The sequence below is a fragment of the Staphylococcus durrellii genome (genome assembly GCF_015594545.1).
In the GTDB taxonomy this organism is placed as follows: Bacteria; Bacillota; Bacilli; order Staphylococcales; family Staphylococcaceae; genus Staphylococcus; species Staphylococcus durrellii.
On sequence record NZ_JADIIO010000001.1, the window covers coordinates 1,065,466 to 1,088,649 of the forward strand.

18 protein-coding genes are annotated in these 23,184 nt (G+C 33.2%); 11 read left to right on the forward strand and 7 right to left on the reverse strand.

Translation table 11 applies throughout. The annotated features are described in order from the left end of the window. The first annotated feature begins 11 nt into the window (after positions 1 to 11). From murC to ccpA, 5 genes are all read left to right on the forward strand, one after another. The gene (gene murC / locus ISP02_RS05210) at positions 12 to 1,325 is read left to right on the forward strand and encodes a UDP-N-acetylmuramate--L-alanine ligase (protein WP_195720532.1); all 1,314 of its coding nucleotides are present in this window, start codon (positions 12 to 14) and stop codon (positions 1,323 to 1,325) included. Between the two features lie 70 nt (positions 1,326 to 1,395). Beyond that, the gene (locus ISP02_RS05215; RefSeq protein ID WP_195720533.1) at positions 1,396 to 1,908 is read left to right on the forward strand and encodes a DUF948 domain-containing protein; all 513 of its coding nucleotides are present in this window, start codon (positions 1,396 to 1,398) and stop codon (positions 1,906 to 1,908) included. A gap of 80 nt (positions 1,909 to 1,988) precedes the next feature. Further along, positions 1,989 to 3,278 carry a YtxH domain-containing protein gene (locus ISP02_RS05220; protein ID WP_195720534.1) on the forward strand — a complete coding sequence of 430 codons (1,290 nt, stop codon included), beginning with the start codon at positions 1,989 to 1,991 and terminating at the stop codon, positions 3,276 to 3,278. 390 nt (positions 3,279 to 3,668) lie between these two features. Continuing rightward, positions 3,669 to 4,760 (forward strand): bifunctional 3-deoxy-7-phosphoheptulonate synthase/chorismate mutase, encoded by a 1,092-nt coding sequence (locus tag ISP02_RS05225; protein WP_195720535.1) that lies wholly within the window; start codon positions 3,669 to 3,671, stop codon positions 4,758 to 4,760. A 217-nt stretch (positions 4,761 to 4,977) separates the two neighbouring features. After that, a complete protein-coding gene (ccpA, locus tag ISP02_RS05230) occupies positions 4,978 to 5,967 on the forward strand; it encodes a catabolite control protein A (RefSeq protein ID WP_195720536.1) in 990 nt (329 codons plus the stop codon). A gap of 369 nt (positions 5,968 to 6,336) precedes the next feature. Here the strand turns inward: ccpA and ISP02_RS05235 are convergent, their stop codons facing one another. Continuing rightward, complete coding sequence (locus tag ISP02_RS05235) at positions 6,337 to 7,488, reverse strand: acetoin utilization protein AcuC (RefSeq protein WP_195720537.1); 1,152 nt, start codon at positions 7,486 to 7,488, stop codon at positions 6,337 to 6,339. 14 nt (positions 7,489 to 7,502) lie between these two features. Then, positions 7,503 to 8,135 carry an N-acetyltransferase gene (locus ISP02_RS05240; protein ID WP_195720538.1) on the reverse strand — a complete coding sequence of 211 codons (633 nt, stop codon included), beginning with the start codon at positions 8,133 to 8,135 and terminating at the stop codon, positions 7,503 to 7,505. A 171-nt stretch (positions 8,136 to 8,306) separates the two neighbouring features. Between ISP02_RS05240 and acsA the strand changes: the two genes are divergently transcribed. Both acsA and ISP02_RS05250 read left to right on the forward strand, forming a co-directional pair. Next, positions 8,307 to 10,016 carry an acetate--CoA ligase gene (gene acsA, locus ISP02_RS05245; protein WP_195720539.1) on the forward strand — a complete coding sequence of 570 codons (1,710 nt, stop codon included), beginning with the start codon at positions 8,307 to 8,309 and terminating at the stop codon, positions 10,014 to 10,016. Positions 10,017 to 10,221: 205 nt separating this feature from the next. Further along, entirely contained in the window at positions 10,222 to 11,889 is a 1,668-nt protein-coding gene (locus ISP02_RS05250) for a formate--tetrahydrofolate ligase (RefSeq protein WP_195720540.1), read from the forward strand. A 99-nt stretch (positions 11,890 to 11,988) separates the two neighbouring features. Here ISP02_RS05250 and ISP02_RS05255 read toward each other — a convergent pair whose 3' ends face one another. Next, entirely contained in the window at positions 11,989 to 12,840 is an 852-nt protein-coding gene (locus tag ISP02_RS05255) for a biosynthetic peptidoglycan transglycosylase (RefSeq protein WP_195721832.1), read from the reverse strand. 430 nt (positions 12,841 to 13,270) lie between these two features. On the opposite strand from ISP02_RS05255, the gene tyrS reads away from it, so the two are divergent. Continuing rightward, positions 13,271 to 14,533, forward strand: coding sequence for a tyrosine--tRNA ligase (gene tyrS / locus ISP02_RS05260; RefSeq protein WP_195720541.1), 1,263 nt, complete (start codon positions 13,271 to 13,273; stop codon positions 14,531 to 14,533). Between the two features lie 86 nt (positions 14,534 to 14,619). On the opposite strand, the gene ISP02_RS05265 is transcribed toward tyrS, so the two are convergent. After that, a complete protein-coding gene (locus ISP02_RS05265) occupies positions 14,620 to 15,915 on the reverse strand; it encodes a S1C family serine protease (protein ID WP_195720542.1) in 1,296 nt (431 codons plus the stop codon). A gap of 172 nt (positions 15,916 to 16,087) precedes the next feature. On the opposite strand from ISP02_RS05265, the gene ISP02_RS05270 reads away from it, so the two are divergent. From ISP02_RS05270 to ISP02_RS05280, 3 genes are all read left to right on the forward strand, one after another. Beyond that, on the forward strand, positions 16,088 to 16,708 hold the full coding sequence (locus ISP02_RS05270; protein ID WP_195720543.1) for a lysophospholipid acyltransferase family protein: 621 nt from the start codon (positions 16,088 to 16,090) through the stop codon (positions 16,706 to 16,708). 167 nt (positions 16,709 to 16,875) lie between these two features. Next, positions 16,876 to 18,354 (forward strand): N-acetylglucosamine-specific PTS transporter subunit IIBC, encoded by a 1,479-nt coding sequence (nagE, locus tag ISP02_RS05275; protein ID WP_195720544.1) that lies wholly within the window; start codon positions 16,876 to 16,878, stop codon positions 18,352 to 18,354. Positions 18,355 to 18,457: 103 nt separating this feature from the next. Next, positions 18,458 to 19,579, forward strand: coding sequence for an HAD family hydrolase (locus ISP02_RS05280; RefSeq protein WP_195720545.1), 1,122 nt, complete (start codon positions 18,458 to 18,460; stop codon positions 19,577 to 19,579). A gap of 212 nt (positions 19,580 to 19,791) precedes the next feature. Here the strand turns inward: ISP02_RS05280 and serA are convergent, their stop codons facing one another. The 3 genes from serA to ISP02_RS05295 form a co-directional block, all read right to left on the reverse strand. Beyond that, complete coding sequence (gene serA, locus ISP02_RS05285) at positions 19,792 to 21,408, reverse strand: phosphoglycerate dehydrogenase (RefSeq protein ID WP_195720546.1); 1,617 nt, start codon at positions 21,406 to 21,408, stop codon at positions 19,792 to 19,794. Beyond that, on the reverse strand, positions 21,401 to 22,561 hold the full coding sequence (locus ISP02_RS05290) for a pyridoxal-phosphate-dependent aminotransferase family protein (protein WP_195720547.1): 1,161 nt from the start codon (positions 22,559 to 22,561) through the stop codon (positions 21,401 to 21,403). Before ISP02_RS05290 ends, serA begins: the two co-directional genes overlap by 8 nt. Positions 22,562 to 22,730: 169 nt before the next feature. Next, a complete protein-coding gene (locus tag ISP02_RS05295) occupies positions 22,731 to 23,171 on the reverse strand; it encodes an SACOL1771 family peroxiredoxin (RefSeq protein WP_195720548.1) in 441 nt (146 codons plus the stop codon). Positions 23,172 to 23,184 lie beyond the last annotated feature (13 nt).

Consider the following 23,184-nt stretch of genomic DNA (forward strand, 5'->3'; position numbering starts at 1 on the left):
GGAGTGTTTATATGACACATTATCATTTTGTCGGTATAAAAGGTGCTGGGATGAGTTCGCTAGCACAAATAATGCACGATCTTGGAAATGAAGTACAAGGTTCTGACATTGAAAGCTATGTTTTTACAGAAGTAGCACTGAAAAATAAAGGTATTTCAATTTTACCTTTTGATGCGAACAATATTAAAGAAGACATGGTAGTAGTCCAAGGCAATGCATTCCCTGATACGCACGAAGAAATTGTTAAGTCACATGAATTAAAATTAGAAGTTATTCGTTACCATGATTTCTTAGGCCATGTTATAGACCAATATACTTCAGTAGCAGTGACGGGTGCTCATGGTAAAACATCAACTACAGGTTTGTTATCTCATGTTATGAATGGAGATAAGAAGACTTCATTCTTGATTGGTGACGGTACAGGATTAGGTATTCCTGCGAGTGAATACTTTGCTTTTGAAGCTTGTGAATATAAGCGACATTTTTTAAGTTATCACCCAGACTATGCAATTATGACAAATATTGATTTTGATCATCCAGATTATTTTAAGGACATTGATGACGTTGTAAGCGCGTTTCAAGAGATGTCCCATAATGTGAAAAAAGCGATTATTGCATGGGGAGACGACCCACATTTACGTGGTATTAAAGCAGATGTACCTATTTATTATTATGGTTTTTCTAAAAACGATGATGTATTTGCTGATAACATTCAAATTAGTGAACAGGGTACTAAATTTGACGTATATATTAATGACAAGTTTTTTGATACGTTCTTATCGCCACAGTACGGTGATCATAATATTCTAAATGCATTGTCAGTTATTACTATCGCTTATTTAGAAAAACTTGATATAAATAACATTAAAGAAGCTTTAGAAACATTTGGCGGAGTGAAAAGAAGATTTAATGAAACAAAAGTAGTAAATCAAGTACTTGTTGATGATTATGCACATCATCCAAGAGAAATTAGTGCTACAATTGAGACAGCAAGAAAAAAATATCCAAATAAAGAGGTCATCGCAGTTTTCCAACCACACACTTTCAGTAGAACCAAAGCCTTTTTACAGGAGTTTGCTGATTGTTTAAGTAAAGCTGACCAAACTTTCTTATGTGAAATATTTGGTTCAATCAGAGAAAATTCTGGTAATTTAACTATACAAGATTTGCTCAAACGTATAGATGGCGCACAATTAATCGACGAAGAAAGTGTTAATTTATTAGAACAATATAGTGATGCTGTGGTATTATTTATGGGTGCTGGTGATATACAAAAAATTCAGCGTGCATATATGGAAAATCTCGATGTTGTTAACGAATTTTAATATGTTTATGTTAAAATAAGTTGGGTATTAAAATAAAATAACAACATATGTTTATTAGGAGGCGTTTTTGATGGAATGGATTTTACCCATTGCTGGAATAATCGCGGCAGTAGCATTTCTAATTTTAGTAATTGGAATTGTCGTAGTTTTAATTTCAGTTAAGAAAAACTTAGATCACGTAGCTAAGACGCTTGACGGAGTGGAAGGTCAAGTTCAAGGTATTACACGTGAATCAACTGATTTACTTCATAAAGCTAATCGTTTAACTGAAGATATTCAAGGTAAATCAGAAAGATTGAACTCAGTAGTTGATGCTGTTAAAGGTATCGGTGATTCAGTTCAAACATTAAACGGTTCAGTTGACCGCGTAACTAATTCTATTACGCACAATATCTCTCAAAATGAAGACAAAATTTCTCAAGTTGTTCAATGGTCAAACGTTGCAATGGAAATTGCTGACAAATGGCAAAATAGAAGAAATCGTAGAGAAAGTGCAAACTACAAAACTGGTAGCGTAGCAAACGATGCAAACAATGCAAACAATGCAAACCATAGCTATACTACTCGAGTAGAGAATAAATAATTTATATACTTACACAAACAAATGCACTTAAATGAGGTTGTTACTTTATTTAAGTGCATTTGCTATAGGAGGAAATCATTATGACATATTATAATCGTGATAACTATGAAAGAAATCTTGAGCGTTATGAAGTTCCTGAAGAGTATAATAATGAAGATAGAAGCAACTTTGTCTATGGATTTGTAATTGGTGCGGTTATTGGTACAGCGATTGGGTTAGTTACAACTAAATCAAAACGTAATAAAGCTTATGAGCAAAGCACGAGTGAATTTAGATCGAGTATTATTAAACAATCTGAAGAACAACGTCAGCAAGCTCAAAATGAAGTCGATAATATTAAAGATTCAGTAAGTGATTCTGAAGTTACAGCTCAAAAAGCTGCTATTCAAGAAGAAGCTTCGGAAAATAATTTGTCTGATCCAACGAAAAGTGATGCTACAGGTTTAACATCTAATACTACAGCTACTGTAGGTGGTGTTGCTGTTGGTGCAAGTGCTGGTACTACAGCAGGATTAGCTGCAAATAAAGAAGATTCTAGTGAGCAACAGCAAACAAATGAAGGAACGCCTTCTAATGAAGAATTGTCTGCACAACAAAAGGCAATACAAAAAGAATCAGCAGAAAATGATTTATCTGACCCTTCAGTATCAAATGAGGATACAAATAGTAACAATATTGGTGCTAGTGGCACTGCTGGTGTAAGTGCAGGTGCAGTAGCTAGTAATGCTGATCAAGATAATACGTCTGTTGATAGTTCAGAACAGGGTGATGATTCAGTAGCAGCTAAATCATATAGCGATGAAGATATTAACAAAGTGAGTGCAGATAGATTAGCTCGTGCGGCAAAAGAAAAGCACAAAGCTTTATATAATGATAGTGTGGTTGCACAAAACACTAAAAAATTATCACAATCTGAACAATCTTTATCAAGTAGTAAATTTGAAGGTGCAGTACCGCAACTAGTGACTAAAGACGATAATGTTAATGATAACGACTTTAAATTAACTGACTCGAAAGCTGCCGCAGCTGCAGCGGCTGGTACTGCAACAGCGGGTGGCGCAGTTGGTGCAGCATCGGTATCATCGGATAAAGAAAAACAATCAAACAATGCAAACAAAGATAATAAAGATGATGATAAGTCAGGTACTTCAGCGTCTGATGCTGCAGAAAAACGCGTAGATCAAACACATGAAACAGTAGTCTTCAAAAATGGACATATTGTGCATGATAAGGCATCTAATAATCTAAAGAGCAATGTAAATAACGTTGAATCTTCCAAAGAAACAAATTATAAAAAAAATAGATCAACTCAAAGAAGTGCGGGCGAAAAAGCTTCAAGTAAAATAGACAAGAAAACATTTAATGATTAAGGTAAATATATATTATTAATATAAACTTGTTGTATAATAAATGGTGATATTAAAGACAAGCCTAACCTAGAAGTTAAGTTGGGTTTGTCTTTTTTATTATTAAAAGTGTGATTACGAACGTAAGTTATATAGTTAGAGAAGGTAATTATCTTTGCTAAAAACATGATCAAAGAATTAAAATAATAAAATGTTGCATAAGTTGCATTATTATCTCTAGTAAATGACTGAAAATTCAGTTATCATAGTAGTTATTCTATTGTAGAAGTCAAAAATAAAAATCTACACTTGAACTTCCGATAAGATATTGTTACAATAATTTCCAATATATATTTTACTGCTTTAAAGCAGAATAATGTATACAGTTTAAATATTTTCATAGAGGTGAATAAAATGTCAGATAAATTAAAAGAATACAGAGATGAAATTGTTGAAATCAACGATGAAATTCTAAAACTATTATCTAAAAGAGGGAAAATAGCTCAAAAGATTGGGGAAGAAAAACGTAAACAAGGCACACTTGTATATGACCCTCAACGTGAAAAAGAAATGATAAATGTGTTGTTAGATAATAATGAGGGACCGTTTAATGATAATGTTATTAAACAATTATTTAAAGAAATTTTTAAAGCCTCTACTGATTTACAAAAATCAGAGAATGAAAAGCATTTATATGTATCAAGAAAATTAAAACCTGAAGATACTATCGTTCAATTTGATAATGGTGGTATTATCGGTGACGGTAATAAATCTTTTGTATTTGGGCCATGTTCAGTCGAGTCCCAAGAACAAGTTGATGCTGTAGCAGCTGATTTACATGCAAAAGGAGAGAAGTTCATTAGAGGTGGTGCATTTAAACCACGTACTTCTCCATACGACTTCCAAGGTTTAGGTGTTGAAGGACTAAAAATTCTTAAAAATACAAAAGACAAATATGATTTAAATGTAGTTAGTGAAATTGTAAATCCAGCTGATTTTGAAGTTGCAGATGAGTATTTAGATGTATTCCAAATTGGTGCACGTAACATGCAAAACTTTGAATTACTTAAAGAAGCAGGACGTACAAATAAACCTATTCTATTAAAGCGTGGTATGTCAGCTACAGTTGAAGAATTTATCTTTGCAGCTGAGTACATTGCAGCGCAAGGTAATAACAACATTATTTTATGTGAGCGTGGTATTCGTACTTACGAAAAAGCAACTAGAAATACATTAGATATTTCTGCTGTACCAGTTTTAAAACAAGGTACACACTTACCAGTAATGGTTGACGTAACACATAGTACAGGACGTAAAGATATTATGTTACCAACCGCAAAAGCAGGGTTAGCTGTAGGAGCAGATGGTATTATGGCTGAAGTACACCCAGATCCATCAGTTGCTTTAAGTGACAGTGGTCAACAAATGGACTTAAAAGAATTCGATAACTTCTATAACGAAATGAAACCATTAGCAGACATGTATAATAGCAAAAACATTAAATAATTTTTATTAAATTATTCAATGTTTACCCTTATTGATTGCTCAAATATTTTTGGCATGATAATAAGGGTATTTTTATGGTTAAAGGTGTCATTATAGGTATGACAGTATTGTGACATTGAAACAAAATGATTTCCGTAGTTTATAAAATGTGGTAAACTTTGAAAATATGATGAAAACAGGATATAATAATAAATAAAACGCTTACAAGGAGGAAGTTATGACTGTTACAATTTATGACGTAGCGCGCGAAGCTAGAGTTTCAATGGCGACAGTTTCTCGTGTAGTTAATGGAAATCAGAATGTTAAACCTGAAACAAGAGACAAAGTAAATGCAGTAATTGAAAAATTAAATTATCGCCCAAATGCTGTAGCAAGAGGGTTAGCTAGTAAAAGAACAACAACAGTTGGAGTAATAATTCCAGATATTTCTAATGTTTATTATTCACAACTAGCAAGAGGTCTAGAAGATATTGCTACTATGTACAAGTATCATTCAATCATTTCTAATTCAGATAATGATCCTGTTAAAGAAAAGGAAATTTTTAACAACTTATTAAGTAAACAAGTTGATGGGATTATCTTTTTAGGTGGTACCATTTCAGAAGAAATTAAAGAATTAATTAATAAATCTTCTGTACCCGTCGTTGTTTCAGGTACAAACGGTAAAGACGATGGCATTGCTTCTGTAAATATTGATTTTGAATCTGCTGCTGAAGAAGTAACTGAAGAATTAATTAAAAATGGTGCCAAAGATTTTGGTTTTGTTGGTGGAAATTATTCTAAAAAAGCGCAAGATGAAGTGTTAATAGGCTTGAAATCTGTATTATCTAAACATAATTTATCTTTAAATGAGAGCAAGGTGTTTAATGGTAATGAAACTTATAAAGATGGTATCCGTGCGTTTGAATCATTAGACAATTCGAATTTAGACGCAATTTTATCCATTAGTGATGAACAAGCAATAGGTCTTGTACATAGCGCACAAGATGCTGGCGTTAGTATTCCAAACGATGTTCAGATTGTAAGTTTTAATAATACAAGATTGGTAGAAATGGTGAGACCACAATTATCTAGTGTGATTCAACCGTTATATGATATTGGTGCTGTAGGCATGAGATTATTAACAAAATATATGAACGAAGAAGAGATTGAAGAGCCTAACGTTATACTACCACATAGAATTGAGTACCGTGGTACTACAAAGTAGTATAAAGGCTTGTAATATATAAAGTAATAATAATGATTTGAATTGATAAAACTAAACAAAAAGCAATTATTGCTTGTGCAAATCAAATGGTATTGTTTGGCTTTTTATTACGATATTTTATATGCGTTGTTGTCTTAATGGGCAGCTATCGTTATATCCCTTAGGGAGCATAAATAGAATACTATTTGTATTTATGGAATTTCCACATTGTAATAATTGAGGAACAAAATAAGAGTAAATTCTTATGATTAATAATAACTATTAGATAAATAGCATTACAAAAAATGGCAATCTCTATATTCTTATAGAAATTGTCATTTTTTATCTTTGAATTTTCTTTTATACACCTGTATTTATATTTAATAAAAATTAAAACCAAGATTTGACTAGATTAGCTACTTTTAAATTGCTTGCTGCAATTTCTGCAGTACGTGGTATATAAGGATAATCTTTTAATTCATCTTTCCAAGTAGTCGAAAGTTGGCAAGGTGCATATCGTTGCCATTTAGCTAACCATTTTTGTGGTAAGTGACCTTGTTGTATTGGTTCACCTATGAGTGCTAAAAATACATGTGACCAAGCACGAGGAACGACTTCCCATATATTATAACCGCCTCCGCCAAACATCATCACTTTACCATCTGTATGTTCATCTGCTAAAGACTTAATGATATAAGGTATTTCATAAAGTGCATCTAAAGTACAGCTCATATGAGTTAAAGGATCTAAATAATGAATATCCACGCCATGTACACTAACGATGATATCAGGTTTATATGATTCTACAATAGGAATGATCGTGCTTTTAAAAGATTCTAAGTATGATTCGTTCTCAGTAAAAGGTTCAAGAGGTATATTAACGGCACAACCATAACCCTTTTCATCACCACGCTCCGTATAATGCCCAGAGCCAGGGAATAGAAATTTACCTGTTTCATGGATAGAGTAAGATAACACCTTTTCATTTGTATAAAAGCTCCATTGTGTACCATCACCGTGATGCGCATCCGTATCGATACATAAAACTTTGCAATTATATTTTTTTATCAAATAAGCTATTGTAATGGCTACGTCATTATATATACAAAATCCATTGGCTCGACCGGGTAATGCATGATGTAAACCACCACCTAAGTGACAGCCATTTGCTACTTTGTTAGTCATAATGGCATCCGCTAAATTTAATGCGCCACCGACAATTCTAGCACTGTGCTTGTGCATTTGTTTGAACTGTACTGTATCTTCTCCGTCTATGCCATATTTTTTTGCTTCTGAATCGCTTAAAATACCATGTGAAGTATGTTTCATTGCTTGTATATAATCATAAGAATGGATTAATAATAATTCTTCTTCAGTAGCAATACGTGGTTTTATTATATGATTTGACTTAAGATAACCAAGCTCTTTTAATAATTCAGTTGTTAGTTTCAATCTCATTTGATTGAATGGATGTTCATTTGTGAAACGATATTGTAACAATTCATTTGCATAAACATAGCCCGTTGCTTCGATGTTACTCATAAATTTTCTCCCCTTTAAAAGAAAAAGCGATTCATATAGCGAATATCATCAAACGCTTGCAATTGCTGAATAGTAATACGTGAACCAATTCTAGCCATTAAACAATTCGCAGGATGACTTGTAATTTCTGGATCATCAGTTGCAAAAATTTCAAGACCCCCATATCCCATTAATTTTTGCATTAGCTTTTTATATTCATAGACACCTAGACCTGAATTTTTTAAGTCCCAATGCCAATAATATTCGGTAGTTATAATAATATAATCTTCAATTTCGTCTTGAGATAGACTTAACTTAATTAATTCGGTACCTAAATGTAAATAACGATAAGGTAAGCTGATTTCGATAGCCCCAAGTTCAATCAAATAAGGCAATTGGCCACTAGACCATCGCTCCAACGGATCGGGATAATGATAAGTAACGTATCCTATAATATGTTGGGCGTGTTTTAAAACGAAAATTTTACCCTCTGGTAATTGACTAATTTCTTTAATAGCCTCAAATTGTTCATTAGGATATCTGAAAGAATGCAAACCTTCATCGAAAGTCATGCGTTCTAAATCTTGTACTAGAACGGGTCCTTCAATAACATAATGTGCATTATCAATCTCATAAGTTTTTGTAACATATGTTTTTTTGTGCTCCATCTTTTCTATCCACCACCTTTATATATGATAACAATTATTATTAATAATAATTGTTATTGTTGGAATTGTAAATTAACACAATAAAATACACTTTTATTTTTTTGAAAATTGGGTATATTTTAGATATAATCGATTTTAAGAAAGCGATTTCACTTTAAGGGGGATTTCATAATGAAAGTAGACATTTATAAAGGGGAACAAGGAAATTTCAATCTACCAAATTACGAAGAAGTATATAACAACTTCGATTGGAAAGAGGTAGAGAAAGCATTTTCTTGGTATCAAACAGGCAAAATGAACATGGCGCATGAATGTATTGATCGACATGTTGAAAATGGAAAAGGAAATAAAGTCGCTTTATATTATAAAGATGATCAACGCAAAGAAAGTTATACTTTCAGTGATATGAAAGACTATTCTAATAAAGCGGCTAACGTTCTTAAAGATAAGGCAAGCGTAGAAAAAGGCGATAGGGTGTTTATTTTTATGCCTAGAACGCCAGAATTATACTTTGCTTTTTTAGGTATATTAAAGATAGGTGCAATTGTAGGACCATTATTTGAAGCATTTATGGAAAAAGCAGTAGGTGATAGATTAGAAAATAGTGATGCTAAAGTTATTATCACTACGAATGATTTATTACCTAGAATTCCGCAAGATAGATTACCTAATTTAGAGAAAATCGTCGTTGTCGATGATAACGTAGATAGTGATTATATTGATTTTAATGAAGCAATGGAATCAGCTAGTAATGATTTTGAAACTGAATGGTTAAATGAAGATGATGGTTTAATTTTACATTATACATCAGGTTCTACTGGGCAACCTAAAGGTGTACTTCATGTACAAAAAGCAATGCTAGTACATTATATTTCAGGCAAATATGTTTTAGATTTAAATGAAGATGATGTCTATTGGTGTACAGCCGACCCTGGTTGGGTAACAGGTACTTCATACGGCGTATTTAGTCCTTGGCTTAATGGTGCAACTAACTGTATCGCAGGTGGACGTTTCTCCCCTGAAGCTTGGTATAAAATGATAGAAGAATTTAAAGTTACTATTTGGTACACTGCACCAACTGCATTACGTATGTTAATGAGTGCTGGTGACGATATCGTAAATAAATATGATTTATCATCACTTAAAAGTATCTTATCAGTAGGTGAACCTCTTAACCCTGAAGTTATTAAATGGGCTTATGAAGTATTTGGCAAACGTGTGTTAGATACTTGGTGGATGACTGAAACAGGTGGACACATGATCGTTAACTATCCATCAATGGATGTTAAATTAGGATCAATGGGTAAACCATTACCAGGGGTTGAAGCTTCTATCATTGATGATCAAGGCAATGAATTACCACCAAATAGAATGGGAAACTTAGCATTGAAAAAAGGTTGGCCATCCATGATGCACTCTATTTGGAAAAATCCTGAAAAATATGATTCATACTTCATAGGTGATTGGTATGTTTCAGGTGACTCAGCTTATAAAGACGAAGATGGCTATTTCTGGTTCCAAGGTCGTGTAGATGATGTAATCATGACAGCTGGTGAACGTGTAGGTCCCTTCGAAGTAGAGTCTAAATTAGTTGAGCACGAATCAGTTGCTGAAGCAGGAGTAATTGGTAAACCAGATTCAGTACGTGGTGAAATCATTAAAGCATTTGTAGCATTGAAACCAGGTTATGAACCTACTGATGACTTAAAAGAAGAAATCCGTGTCTTTGTTAAAGAGGGCTTAGCCGCACATGCTGCGCCTAGAGAAATTGAATTTAAAGACAAACTTCCAAAAACACGTTCAGGTAAAATAATGAGACGTGTACTTAAGGCTTGGGAACTTGATTTACCAGAAGGCGATTTAAGTACAATGGAAGACTAATATAGAAATACTTTTATAATCTAGAACGTTATCTTTAAAGGTAACGTTCTTTTTGTTCTGTGATGCAATATAATAAAACTAAATATTTATGTAAGCGCTATATAAAACGTCGACAAAGTCAAGGTAGTTCGATAATATAAGTATAAAAGAGTGACTTAAATCATTTTAATATTTAATTACTATAATACACTAAGGGGGATTTAATGTGACACATTTATCAGATTTAGAAATTGCTAATAAAGCTAAGTTATCACCAATTACTGAAATTGCTCAAAAAGTAGCTATAACAGAAGATGCACTTGAGCAGTATGGACGATATAAAGCCAAGATTGATATTAATAAAATCAACAAGCAAAAAGAAAAAGGAAAAGTCGTATTAGTCACTGCAATGAGTCCTACGCCTGCAGGGGAAGGTAAATCAACTGTAACTGTGGGGTTATCCGATGCTTTAAATAAATTAAATAAAAAAGTAATGGTTGCTTTACGTGAACCTGCGCTTGGTCCAACGTTTGGTATTAAAGGTGGAGCGACAGGTGGGGGCTATGCACAAGTTTTACCAATGGAAGATATTAATTTACATTTTAACGGGGATTTTCATGCAATTACTACAGCTAACAATGCGTTATCAGCATTTATAGATAATCATATGCATCATGGTAATGAATTAGATATTGACCAACGTCGTATTGAGTGGAAACGTGTTCTAGATATAAACGACCGTGCGCTTAGACAGATTAATGTAGGGTTAGGTGGCCCTACGCAGGACATTCCGCGCGAAGATGGATTTAATATTACTGTAGCTTCAGAAATAATGGCTATTTTATGTTTAGCCACAGGGATTAATGATTTAAGGACTAAGATTAGTCAAATTACGGTTGGTTATACAAAGTCACTTAAACCAGTGACTGTGACCGACTTAAAAGTAGAAGGTGCACTAACGATGATTTTAAAGGATGCCATCAAACCTAATCTTGTTCAAACGATAGAGGGTACACCAGCTTTAGTACATGGTGGACCATTTGCGAATATTGCACATGGATGTAATTCAATATTGGCAACTGAAACGGCAAGAGATTTAGCGGATATCGTTGTTACTGAAGCAGGATTTGGTTCTGATTTGGGCGCGGAAAAATTCATGAATATTAAAGCTCGAGAGGCGGGATTTAAACCTTCTGCCGTCGTTGTAGTTGCAACCATTAGAGCTTTAAAAATGCATGGCGGTGTACCTAAAGATAGTTTGAAAGAAGAAGATGTTGAAGCACTTAAAACTGGTATCGTAAATTTAGAACGTCATGTAGACAATATGAAAAAATATGGTGTTGAACCAGTTATAGCTTTAAATGCATTTATTAATGATACAGAAGCTGAAATACAATTTGTTCAACAATGGGCACAAGAAAAAGGTGTAAGGATTGCGCTTACGGAAGTATGGGAGAAAGGTGGCGCTGGTGGTGAAGCGTTAGCACAAAATGTATTAGAAGTAATTGAACAACCGCAATCATTTAAACATTTATATGATTTAGATTTATCTATTGAAGACAAAATCGAAACGATAGTAAAAGAGATCTATGGTGGTAAAGGAGTTACATTTACTAATAAAGCAAAAAAACAATTGGCTTTATTTAAAGAGAATGGTTGGGATAAATTTCCAGTATGTATGGCAAAAACGCAATATTCGTTTGCTGATGATCAAACTGTATTAGGTGCACCAAGTGATTTTGAAATAACAATTCGTGAACTCGAAGCCAAAACAGGGGCAGGCTTTATAGTAGCACTTACAGGCACTATTATGACTATGCCTGGATTACCCAAACAACCTGCTGCACTTAATATGGATGTCACAGATGATGGACATGCTAAAGGTTTATTCTAAGTCTCCCACTAAAAAGAAAATAATTTAATATATAAATAGGCACACAGCGCAATGGATAATTGACTGTGTGCTTTTAGTTATAAATACGTAAATTTATCTTTAATTATTAGTTCTTAGTTTAATTTTAATATTTTCTTTTTCGGCCGTTATAAATTGCTTATGCGTGATTTTGTTTTCTACGACCATACGCTTTAATACATAGTGTTGACGGTTTAAACCTATAGTCAACTGGGATTCCGATTTTAATGAGCCATCTCGATTATAAGGCGTATAGTAATAGGGGCTTTGTAATAGTCCTACGATATATGCAGACTCAGCGACTGTAAGATTATTAGGTGATTTCCCAAATAAACTAAAAGAAGCTGAAGCAATGCCGGTTATGTCCGCGCCGTTATAATCTCTGCCAAATGGCACGATATTAAGGTAAATATATAAAATTTCTTTTTTGCTAAATAATTTTTCGGTGCGCATTGCTAATACTAATTCATTTGCTTTACGTGAATATGTTTTCTTATTTGTTAAGATTTGATTTTTAACCAATTGTTGTGTAATTGTACTTCCACCTGATGATATTTGTGTATTGAATACATCTTGAAATACTGCTCTTAACAAAGCTTTAGGTAATATACCATTATGTTTAAAATACAAGCTATCTTCAGATGACGTGAGTGCTTTAACGACCGTATCATTAACATTGTGTGGGCCGATGATTAATGTATTATTTGATTCATCAAATGATGATAGTATATTGTGATTCCGATTTTTTAATGTGTCACTACCAGGAAAATCCAATAACTCAGATTTTAATTCTTTATCTGACATATGCACGGCATCTTTAGTTAAATGGCTAAAATAAATAATGGATGCAGCCAATACAATAGAAGATATAGATGCCACAATAACAAATAACGCCACGAAAATGTATTTGATTTTTTTGTATATCTTTTCCATTTTAGTTAGTAGATTAATTTTGTTATGGGAATTTAAGTTATTATTACTTTCCAAGATTAGCTACACCTCCTGTCAACGAAATCATTATATCATATTTCGATATTGACTTTTAAAATTGCTTTAATTATAATTATATTCAATTCGATATTATTTTGGGTTAAAGGACAAGTAACTTTAATTTTAATTTTCAGAGAAATAGTGGTTGGTGTGAACTATTAATTAAATTAAAGCGAATACACCTTATGAATGTTTTAAACATAATCCAACGTTTAAGTTAATGAACGTATCATTAATAAAGTTGATAGACTTAGAGTTTGGTGGTACCGTGCGCGAGCGCCCTTACATTTTAATGTAAGGGCGTTTTTTCTTTTATCTACAGATTTTCATTTAATACTAAAATAATATCTACAGAAAATAGGAGGTTGATAGTATGACAAGTGCATTATTAGAAGATTTAAAATGGAGAGGACTTATTTATCAACAGACAGATGAAGAAGGATTAGAAACATTATTAAATAAAGAGCAAGTTTCATTATACTGTGGCGCAGATCCAACTGCCGATAGTTTACACATTGGTCATTTATTACCTATGTTAACTTTACGTCGTTTTCAAGAATATGGCCATCGTCCTATTGTTTTAATTGGTGGTGGTACAGGAATGGTAGGGGACCCATCAGGTAAATCGGAAGAACGTGTACTACAAACCGAAGATCAAGTAGAAAAAAATGTTCAAGGTATTAGTAAACAAATGCATAAATTATTTGAATTTGGTACAGAACAAGGTGCAATTCTAGTAAATAACAAAGATTGGTTAGAACAAATATCGTTAATAAGTTTCTTAAGAGACTATGGTAAACATGTCGGTATTAACTACTTATTAGGTAAAGATTCTATTCAATCAAGATTAGAAAATGGTATTTCATTTACTGAGTTTACTTACACAATTCTACAAGCAATCGATTTCGGTCATCTGAACAAGACGTACGACTGTAAATTACAAATTGGTGGCTCAGACCAATGGGGTAATATTACGAGTGGTATAGAATTAATGCGACGTATGTATGGCGATCGTGAGTCATATGGTCTGACAATTCCATTAGTTGTTAAAGCTGACGGTAAAAAGTTCGGTAAATCAGAAGGTGGCTCTGTATGGTTAGATGCAGAAAAGACTAGCCCGTATGAGTTTTACCAATTTTGGATTAATACAAAAGACGATGATGTTATTAAATTCTTAAAATACTTCACTTTCTTAAGTAAAGAAGAAATCGAAAAGTTACAGCAATCTCTTGAAGAAGCACCACACTTACGTGAAGCACAAAAAGCATTAGCTGAAAATGTAACAGAATTTATTCATGGTAAAGCTGCATTAGAAGATGCACAACGTATTTCAATCGCGTTATTTAGTGGTGATTTAAAAGCTTTATCAGCACAAGAATTAAAAGAAGGCTTTAAAGATGTACCTCAAGTAGAGCTTAGTCATGCGACAACTAATATTGTTGAAGCAATCGTTGAAAGTGGTATTTCATCTTCTAAACGTCAAGCACGTGAAGATGTAACCAATGGAGCTATTTATATTAATGGCGAACGTCAACAAGATGTAAATTATGAATTAACAACAGAAGATAAAATTGACAACGCGTTTGCAATTATTCGACGTGGTAAAAAGAAATATTTTATGGTGAACTTTAAATAAAAGTGAATATATTTGGAACACTAAAAAAGCACAACATTCAACTGAGTTACAGTATGAATGTTGTGCTTTTACTTTATTGGTGTTATCTACTCGAAAGAATTTTCATGATTTCCATCATCGGTCGATTGTGTAGATTTAGATGTTGTTTTAAGTTTTTTTAATGTGACGTTAACTTGTTTCGTTTCACCTTTACGTTCAATTGTTAGTTTTGCTTGTTCACCAGGTTTTTTATGTTGATACAGATAAGATTTTAAATCAGTATCTTCTTTTACCGTTTTGTTATCAATTTTCGTGATAATATCGCCTTCTTTTAGACCGTTATCGCTATCAACTTTGGCCACGTAGACACCGTCTTTACGATTAGTATCTAATTTTGATTTATAATTATCTGGAATTTCACTGAGATTGAGTAAACCTATGCCAATAGATGGGCGTTCAATTTTACCATTTTCGACAAGCGATTTAATTGTAACTTTTACTTCGTTACTTGGTATTGCAAATCCAATACCTTCAACTTGCTCATTGGCTATTTTCATTGAATTAATACCTACGAGGTTACCGTTAATATCTACAAGCGCTCCACCAGAGTTACCAGGATTAATTGCAGCATCAGTTTGTAGTACATTTACTTTGTTTGCACCTGCAGCTGTCTGTGTATCAATTGTACGCTCGTTTGCTGATATAATACCTGAGGTTACAGAATTAGCAAATTCTAAGCCTAATGGATTACCCATTGCAAATACACTATCTCCTGTTTTAACTTTTGATGAATTAGCGAATTTTATAGCCTCTATGCCTTCCGTATGATTAATTTTTAAAACAGCAATATCTGTTAAGGCATCTTTGCCGACTAACTTTGCATTAACTTGTTTATTATTATGTAACTGTACTTTTATATCACTTGCTCCATCAATAACATGGTTATTAGTAACAATATATGCAGAATTGTTATTTTTTTCATAAATAACGCCTGAACCGACTCCAGCTTGTTGTGACTTAGAAGATTTCCCTTCAAGTAAATCATTTAAATTTTGAGTTTTTTGCATATTAATTACACCCACTATCGAAGGTGATACATCATTAATCATTTTATTAACAGATGTACGTTGATCATTTTTGCCATCTAATGTGTTACCACCTTTGCTGTGAGTTGCCTCTTGAACGGATGATCCACTACGTTCGGAATCGGTGTTATTTAATAGTTTACCGACACCTAGAACAATCATAGCTCCGATAATACCTGCTATTAACGCCACAACAATTGTTTTGAACCATGGGAATTTTAGTTTATATCTATGTCGTGGTTGTTCATAGCTATAACTATTTTGTTCTGTGTTGTTTGATAAATCTGTTTGTTGGTTATCTTTATTAAATTCTGACATAATTTTCCTCCCAATTTATAAACTATGCTTTTATTATATATGTTTTGTGTTGATTTGCTAGTATCTTGTAGTCAGTCTTTAGACTGATTCTTATTTCTTTATTTTCTTGTTTGATAACCAACTAAATGATAAAATCTAAAAGGTAACATAAGGCTAAAAAGTAGGTGAACTCATGTATAAAGTAATAAGTTCTATTTTATATTTTATAATAGTTAAATTAAGTAAATCGTTAACAGTACATGGCAAAGAAAATATTCCACAATTAAATAAATATGTTGCTACATGTACGCATGAAAGTTATAACGAAGTTATTATGTTAGGAATGTCTATTTTTCCAACACAAATACATTACATGGCTAAAAAAGAGTTATTTAAAAACAAACTGTTTGGTAACTTTCTTCTATCATTAAATGCGTTTCCTGTTGATAGAGAAAATCCAGGACCCAGTACATTAAAAAAACCAATTAAATTATTAAAAGAAAATAAGACTGTCGGCATTTTTCCAACAGGACAACGCAGACAACTTTCTGAAGATGCCCCCCTAAAAAGAGGTGCTGTAACTATAGCTATGATGGGCGGTGCGCCTATTTTACCGGCAGCATACGTTGGACCTAAAAATATACTAGGTCTAATTACAGGGCATGCGCACATTAAATTTGGTGAACCTATTGAAACAAAAGATTTACCAAAAAATATGAAAAGAAATGAAAGACTAGAATATTTAACAAAACAACTAGAAAATAGTACTAGACAATTACAAGTAGAATTAAATGAAACTGTTAATAGTAAATAACAATATCTTTCAAAATTTTAAATAATATAAATTAAAATAATAATACGAATTTTAAAAAAGTTATGTTACTATGTAATTGTACAAAGGCGTACTGTAAACGACGACAACCACGTATATTTTGTATACGTGGTTGTTTTTTTGAACAATTATAAAAAGGGGGAATATTTATGTTTAATTTCTTACAACGGTTAGGGAGATCGTTGATGTTACCAATTGCTGTTCTTCCTGCAGCAGCAGTAATTGTTGGGATAGGAAACGCATTAAATGCATTAAAATTATGGCCCGTAGTCGCCACATTTTTCATGAATGCAGGTACGAGTATTTTAGATCAACTTGGCGTTTTATTTGCGGTTGGGGTCGCATTAGGCATGGCTAAAAAGAATGATGGTGCAGTTGCGTTAGCCGCCGTAGTTGGATTCTTTTTAACTACGAGTGTGCTGAGTCCTGAAAAGTTAGCACCGTTATTAGGTATCAAATCTTCGAGTGTAAATGAAGCATTTACACATATGGATAACGCCAATGTATTTGTAGGTATGATTATCGGTTTGATTGCTGCTTATACTTACAATAAGTTTAGTGATACAGAACTACCAATGGCACTGTCATTCTTTAGTGGTAAACGTTTAGTGCCAATATTAACTGCTTTCTTTAGTTTATTTCTAACAGTGGCGTTACTATTTATTTGGCCTTATGTATACGGTGGCATTGTAGCATTTGGTAAATGGATTATAGACTTTGGACCATTTGGTGCATTTTTATATGGATTCTTTAACAGACTATTAATTCCAACTGGTTTGCATCATGCATTAAATTCAGTATTTTGGTTTAACATCGCTGGTGTTGATGACATTGCAAAATTCCAAACGGGTCATGATGCAATTAAAGGTGTTACAGGGAGATATATGGCTGGTTTCTTCCCGGTGATGATGTTTGGAGTACCAGCGGCTGCGTTAGCGATGTATCAAACAGCTGAATCTAAACAACAAAAACGTGTGTATGGTTTAATGCTAGCAGGGGCGATTTCAGCATTTTTCGTAGGTGTGACAGAACCTATCGAATTCGCATTTATGTTTGTAGCACCCGTATTATTTGTTATTCATGCGTTTTTAACTGGACTATCGCTATTTATTGCCGCATTATTCCACTGGACAGCCGGTTTTACTTTCAGTGCAGGTTTAATTGACTACTTACTGTCGTTAATTAATCCAAACGCCAATCATCCTTTGATGTTACTCGTTCAAGGCGTTGTGTTCTTTGTAATTTATTATGTAGTCTTCAGGGTAGCAATTAAAGTACTAAAATTAAATACGCCCGGGCGTGGAGATAACTTATTACCAGATCCTGCATCAGAAAATGCAACTACAGGTGACGCTGCTGATCAATCTAAAGGTAGTAATAAATACTCACAAAGCGCTTCAGAAATATTATCTGGTTTAGGTGGTAAAGAAAATATTACATCACTAACGAACTGTGCGACTCGATTACGTATGGAATTAGATGATAATAGTATTATCGATGAAGCGAAAATTAAAGCCGCTGGGGCTGTTGGCGTTACGAAAAGTGGTAAACATAACACCCAAGTTATTATTGGCACACATGTCCAACAAGTAGCTGATGAAATAGAAAATCAAATGAATAGCCAATAACTTTTATTTAAAGAGCAAATGTGCCATATTCATTTGCTCTTTTTTGCTTGAAATTGTAGAATTATATAGTATCAGAATTTTCTGAATAGGAGAGTGGAAGTAAATGAAGTCGGTATTGTTTGATGTTGATGGTGTCTTTTTAAGCGAGGAAAGATGCTTTGATGTATCTGCTTTAACTACATATGAAATATTAATGGATAAGTCTTATCTAGGGCTTGATACTACCATTGATTTTCAAAATTTAAACGATGACAACATTCAAGAAATAAGAGATATCGTATTTGACCATGATAAAATTTTAGTTAAATTAAAATCGTTAGGATTAAATTCAAATTGGGATATGTTATTTATTGTTACAGCATTACATTTTATTGAAGTTTGTAAACAGTTGTCAGCATCTCAATTAGATAAAGTTTTAAGTGTGGAAACATTTAGTCAGCAAACGTTACAAGAGATTGGCGCAAATGTGTCGGACGTGAAGTTAGATTTTAAATCCCCTTTAACATTTTTAGATAATATGGAATCTGGTAAAGACTATATTTATCAAGCACTAACTACTTATGCTAAAAATGAATTAAATAACTCCAATACTGAGTTGTTTACATTGAAGAGTCCATTTTGGACCTTAACACAGGAAGTCTATCAAGAATGGTATTTAGGATGTAAATTATTTAAAGAGGTTGAGAAAAAAGAAAATAGAGCGACTTATAAACACGGTTATATCTATGATGAAGTAGTATTAAGACCTGTAGAGGAAATAAAACAGCTGCTAAGTGATTTAAAGGATGCTGGTTATCAAATTGCAATTGCTACGGGTCGTCCTAGAACGGAAACAATCGTACCTTTCGAAACAATTAATATTAAAGAGTTATTTCAAGATGAGCATATTGTTACTGCAAGTGAAGTATTGATTGCTGAAGATTTATATCCAGATTTAAAACCTTTAGGAAAACCGAATCCATTTAGTTATTTAGCTACTTTACATGGTAATGTACAAGCAAACTATAAAAGTTTTGCAACAAATCAAGATAATCGAGTCAATAAAGATGAAGTGTTTGTAGTAGGTGATTCATTAGCTGACTTGTTAAGTGCAAAGACGATTGGCGCTACGTTTATTGGTCCTTTAACTGGTTTAAAAGGCCAACAAGCTAGAGCGGAATTAGAATCTTATGATGCTGACTATATAGTCAATCATGTTGGTGAAATCAGAAATATATTATTATAAATCGATTTACGGGAAAATAAAGCTAATAGCCAGTCAACGTGATTCTAATTCAAAAACGTTGGCTGGCTATTTATATTTAATCTATAGTAGGGCTCGCTTTCTATGAGATGCATTAAGTCTGTGATGTTCATCTTTAATATTGTAACTAAATTAACTACAAATCATTTTGATAAGAAAAAGCATACAGTAAATAAATACTGTATGCTCGAAATTTAAATAGCATATTCTTTTTGAGATGGTACATCTAATTGAACGCTTCTAATTAAATGGAAGCCATCGATGGTATATAAAGCTTCTATAATTTCTTCGGTTACCGGATGATCAACCGATAAAATCATTAACGCATTACCGCCTTGATTCGTACGTCCTAAATGCATAGAAGCAATATTGATATTAAATTCTCCAAGAATTTGACCAGTTCTACCAACGATACCAGGTCTATCTGTGTGATTAACAACTATTTGATTTTTTTCAGGTTTGAAATCAACAGGGTAATCATTGATTCTAACAATTCTAGGTCCATAGCCTTTTAACACAGTGGCGCCAATTTTAATTTGTGTGTCTTTATTGATTAAAGTTAATTCGATGTAATTACTAAAACCGCCATTCTTAGCATTTTTTTCAATATTATATGAAACACCTTGTTCGTTTAACAAAACGAGTGCATTAATTAAATTCACTCGCTCAGCTAAGTCTTGACTTAATACTGCACTGACTAAAGTACGTGTGATTAAACTAGTGTCGTCAATTGCCAAATCACCTTCGTATTTAATGTGTAATTCTCGTGGAGCTTTTTGTAGTAATTGAATACCCACTTCACCTGCTAATTTACTTAATTCAATATAAGGTTTAAGTTCATCGTTAGCATCATCGAAACTCATCTTAGGTGCATTAACTGCATGTAAGACATTGCCATTCTCAAAAATATCGATGATTTCATTCGATACTGAAATCGCTACTTTTTCTTGCGCTTCCACTGTTGAGGCACCCAAATGAGGTGTCACAATGACTTTCTCATGATTGGCAAGAGGGGACTCAGTTGCAGGTTCTGTTTCAAATACATCAATAGCCGCACTCTGAATTTTACCGTGATTCAAAGCATCTAATAAGGCTTCTTCGTCTATAATACCACCTCTAGCAACATTAATGATTTGTAGGTTTGGTTTAGCTTTGCTAAAGAACTCAGCACCAACGATACCTTTAGTCTTAGGTGTCAGTGGAGTATGTACCGTAACGAAATCAGCTTGTTCAGCAATTTCATCAACAGTGGCACGTGTGACTTCCAGTTCTTTGGCTTTATCTTCAGACAAATAAGGATCAAAAGCTAAAATTTTCATTCCAAAACTTTGAGCTCTCTTGGCAACACCTAAACCAATTCGGCCTGCACCTATTACACCAAGCGTTTTATTATATAATTCTGTTCCTCTATATGTTTTACGGTCCCATCTTCCTTCTTGTAATGATTTGTGAGCTTGAGGGATATTTCTTGCCATTGATAAAATCATTGCCATCGAATGTTCCGTAGCAGAAATAGTATTGCCGTCAGGGGCATTAATCACGATAATACCATTTTTAGTTGCTGCATCGACGTCGATATTGTCTACGCCAACGCCAGCACGCGCAATTACTTTTAATTTTGTAGCAGCTTTAATGATATCTTCAGTAACTTGTGTTTGGCTACGTACGATAAGACCTTCGTAGTTGGCTATTTCATCTATTAATTGAGATTCTGATAAATCGGTATTGTTAGTCACTTCGAAGTTTGAATGTTCATAAAGACTTGATAAACCTTCTGCAGAAATTGGGTCTGAAACTAAAATTTTATACATATGCTTTTACTACCTCCATATATTGACTAATTGCTTTACCAACGAATGATTCACCACGATGTTCAGTCAGGATAATTTCTAAAGCTGAGACGACTTGTAAAATATCAAATGGCGAAATTTGTCCCATATGTCCAATGCGTAAAATTTGGCCTTTTAAATGGCCTTGACCACCGGCGATAGTAATGCTAAAACGTTGTTTTAATTGATTTTTAATAAAATCTAATTCTTCTTTGTCTTTTGGTACAAAGGCTGTAACAGTAGGTGAAGCGTATTGTTCTTCAACTAATAAGTTTAAATTTAATGCTTCTAAAGCTTTTCTTAAACCATCTCTAATCGCATAATGGCGTTTAATAACGTTGTCAAATCCTTCTTCATTAACTAATTTAGCGTAAGCATTTACACCTCTAAACAATGCTACATTAGGTGTGAACGGTGTGGAATTTTCAGCAACTGATTTCAAGTATTTATTTAAATCTAAGTAAAATCTAGGTGTAGATACAGTGCTGAATCTTTCTTTTGCGCGTTGATTATATGCTACAAACGCTAATCCAGGTGGCAACATAATAGCTTTTTGGCTACCAGAAATTAAGACATCAATTTTGTCTCGCTGCATATTTGCATCAACGGCACCAATACAACTTACGCCATCAACAACAAAATAAATTTCGTCATTAAATTGTTTTAACGCTGAACCGAGTTCGCCAACTGGGTGAACGACGGCAGTCGAAGTTTCACAATATTGACAGTAAACTGCTGTAATGTTGCCATTGATTGATTTTAAATAATCGATAAAATCTGGTACATTGACTGCTTTACCCCATTCAACTTCAAAAATATGTACATTGTTATAATAAGTTTCTGCAATTTGTTTAAAACGATTACCAAATGCACCAGAAACGATAATTACTATGTGATCGTCAGTGTTTGCAATATTTAACATACTAGCTTCTAAGGCACTTGTGCCACTAGAAGTTAAAATTATGACTTCATTTTCTGTACCAAACACAGGCTTAATAGCTTGAAATGCCTCTTTTGCAATATCTTCAAAATCGCTCGAACGATGGCCAACCATTGGTTGTTGTGTAGCATGTAAAATTTCGTCAGGTACAGGTGTTGGACCTGGTGTTAACAATAAAGGATGATAATACTTCATTACATTTCCCCCCGATACTCAAGATTTTCTTAGTTTAGCAAATTTTCTGACAATATAAAAGTGAAAATCGAATATTAAATGCAAATAAAGTAATTAATTTCGGTTTTGAAAGTGTTTACATTATTATGAAATAGGTCTTTTTTAAATTAAATGAATTTATAAAATATTTTTAATTTTTAAGTATAGTTGGTTGGATATTTATTTCTACATTGCCACGAATAGAATTGGAAATCATGCAATTACTATCTGCAATTTTTAATAATTTTGGTAATTTACTTTTTAATTGTTCAGGATCGGTAACATTTATTTGGGGATAATGATTAATAGATTCCATTTTAAACTTACTGTTTTCGAAAATAGCTCTTCCTATTGATTGTTGTGTAATATTAATGTTTTCAAATCCTGAGCGCTCTAATACTGCTGCTAGAGAAATAATATAACAAGATGAAGCAGCACTGACTAACAATTCATCTGGGTTTGTACCTTGACCATTGCCGCCTAATTCAGCAGGTATCGAAATTTGTTCGCTTATAACGTCACCTTTAACGTTACCAATTGCTTCGCGCCCACCTTGCCATTGTGTAGTTACTTTGAAATCATGCTTAACCATAATAATAGCTCCT

Coding starts and splice junctions, on each gene's coding strand:
- murC (WP_195720532.1), top strand. CDS start 12: ATGACACATTATCATTTTGTCGGTATAAAAGGTGCTGGGATGAGTTCG.
- ISP02_RS05215 (WP_195720533.1), top strand. CDS start 1,396: ATGGAATGGATTTTACCCATTGCTGGAATAATCGCGGCAGTAGCATTT.
- ISP02_RS05220 (WP_195720534.1), top strand. CDS start 1,989: ATGACATATTATAATCGTGATAACTATGAAAGAAATCTTGAGCGTTAT.
- ISP02_RS05225 (WP_195720535.1), top strand. CDS start 3,669: ATGTCAGATAAATTAAAAGAATACAGAGATGAAATTGTTGAAATCAAC.
- ccpA (WP_195720536.1), top strand. CDS start 4,978: ATGACTGTTACAATTTATGACGTAGCGCGCGAAGCTAGAGTTTCAATG.
- ISP02_RS05235 (WP_195720537.1), bottom strand. CDS start 7,488: ATGAGTAACATCGAAGCAACGGGCTATGTTTATGCAAATGAATTGTTA.
- ISP02_RS05240 (WP_195720538.1), bottom strand. CDS start 8,135: ATGGAGCACAAAAAAACATATGTTACAAAAACTTATGAGATTGATAAT.
- acsA (WP_195720539.1), top strand. CDS start 8,307: ATGAAAGTAGACATTTATAAAGGGGAACAAGGAAATTTCAATCTACCA.
- ISP02_RS05255 (WP_195721832.1), bottom strand. CDS start 12,840: ATGGAAAAGATATACAAAAAAATCAAATACATTTTCGTGGCGTTATTT.
- tyrS (WP_195720541.1), top strand. CDS start 13,271: ATGACAAGTGCATTATTAGAAGATTTAAAATGGAGAGGACTTATTTAT.
- ISP02_RS05265 (WP_195720542.1), bottom strand. CDS start 15,915: ATGTCAGAATTTAATAAAGATAACCAACAAACAGATTTATCAAACAAC.
- ISP02_RS05270 (WP_195720543.1), top strand. CDS start 16,088: ATGTATAAAGTAATAAGTTCTATTTTATATTTTATAATAGTTAAATTA.
- nagE (WP_195720544.1), top strand. CDS start 16,876: ATGTTTAATTTCTTACAACGGTTAGGGAGATCGTTGATGTTACCAATT.
- ISP02_RS05280 (WP_195720545.1), top strand. CDS start 18,458: ATGAAGTCGGTATTGTTTGATGTTGATGGTGTCTTTTTAAGCGAGGAA.
- serA (WP_195720546.1), bottom strand. CDS start 21,408: ATGTATAAAATTTTAGTTTCAGACCCAATTTCTGCAGAAGGTTTATCA.
- ISP02_RS05290 (WP_195720547.1), bottom strand. CDS start 22,561: ATGAAGTATTATCATCCTTTATTGTTAACACCAGGTCCAACACCTGTA.
- ISP02_RS05295 (WP_195720548.1), bottom strand. CDS start 23,171: ATGGTTAAGCATGATTTCAAAGTAACTACACAATGGCAAGGTGGGCGC.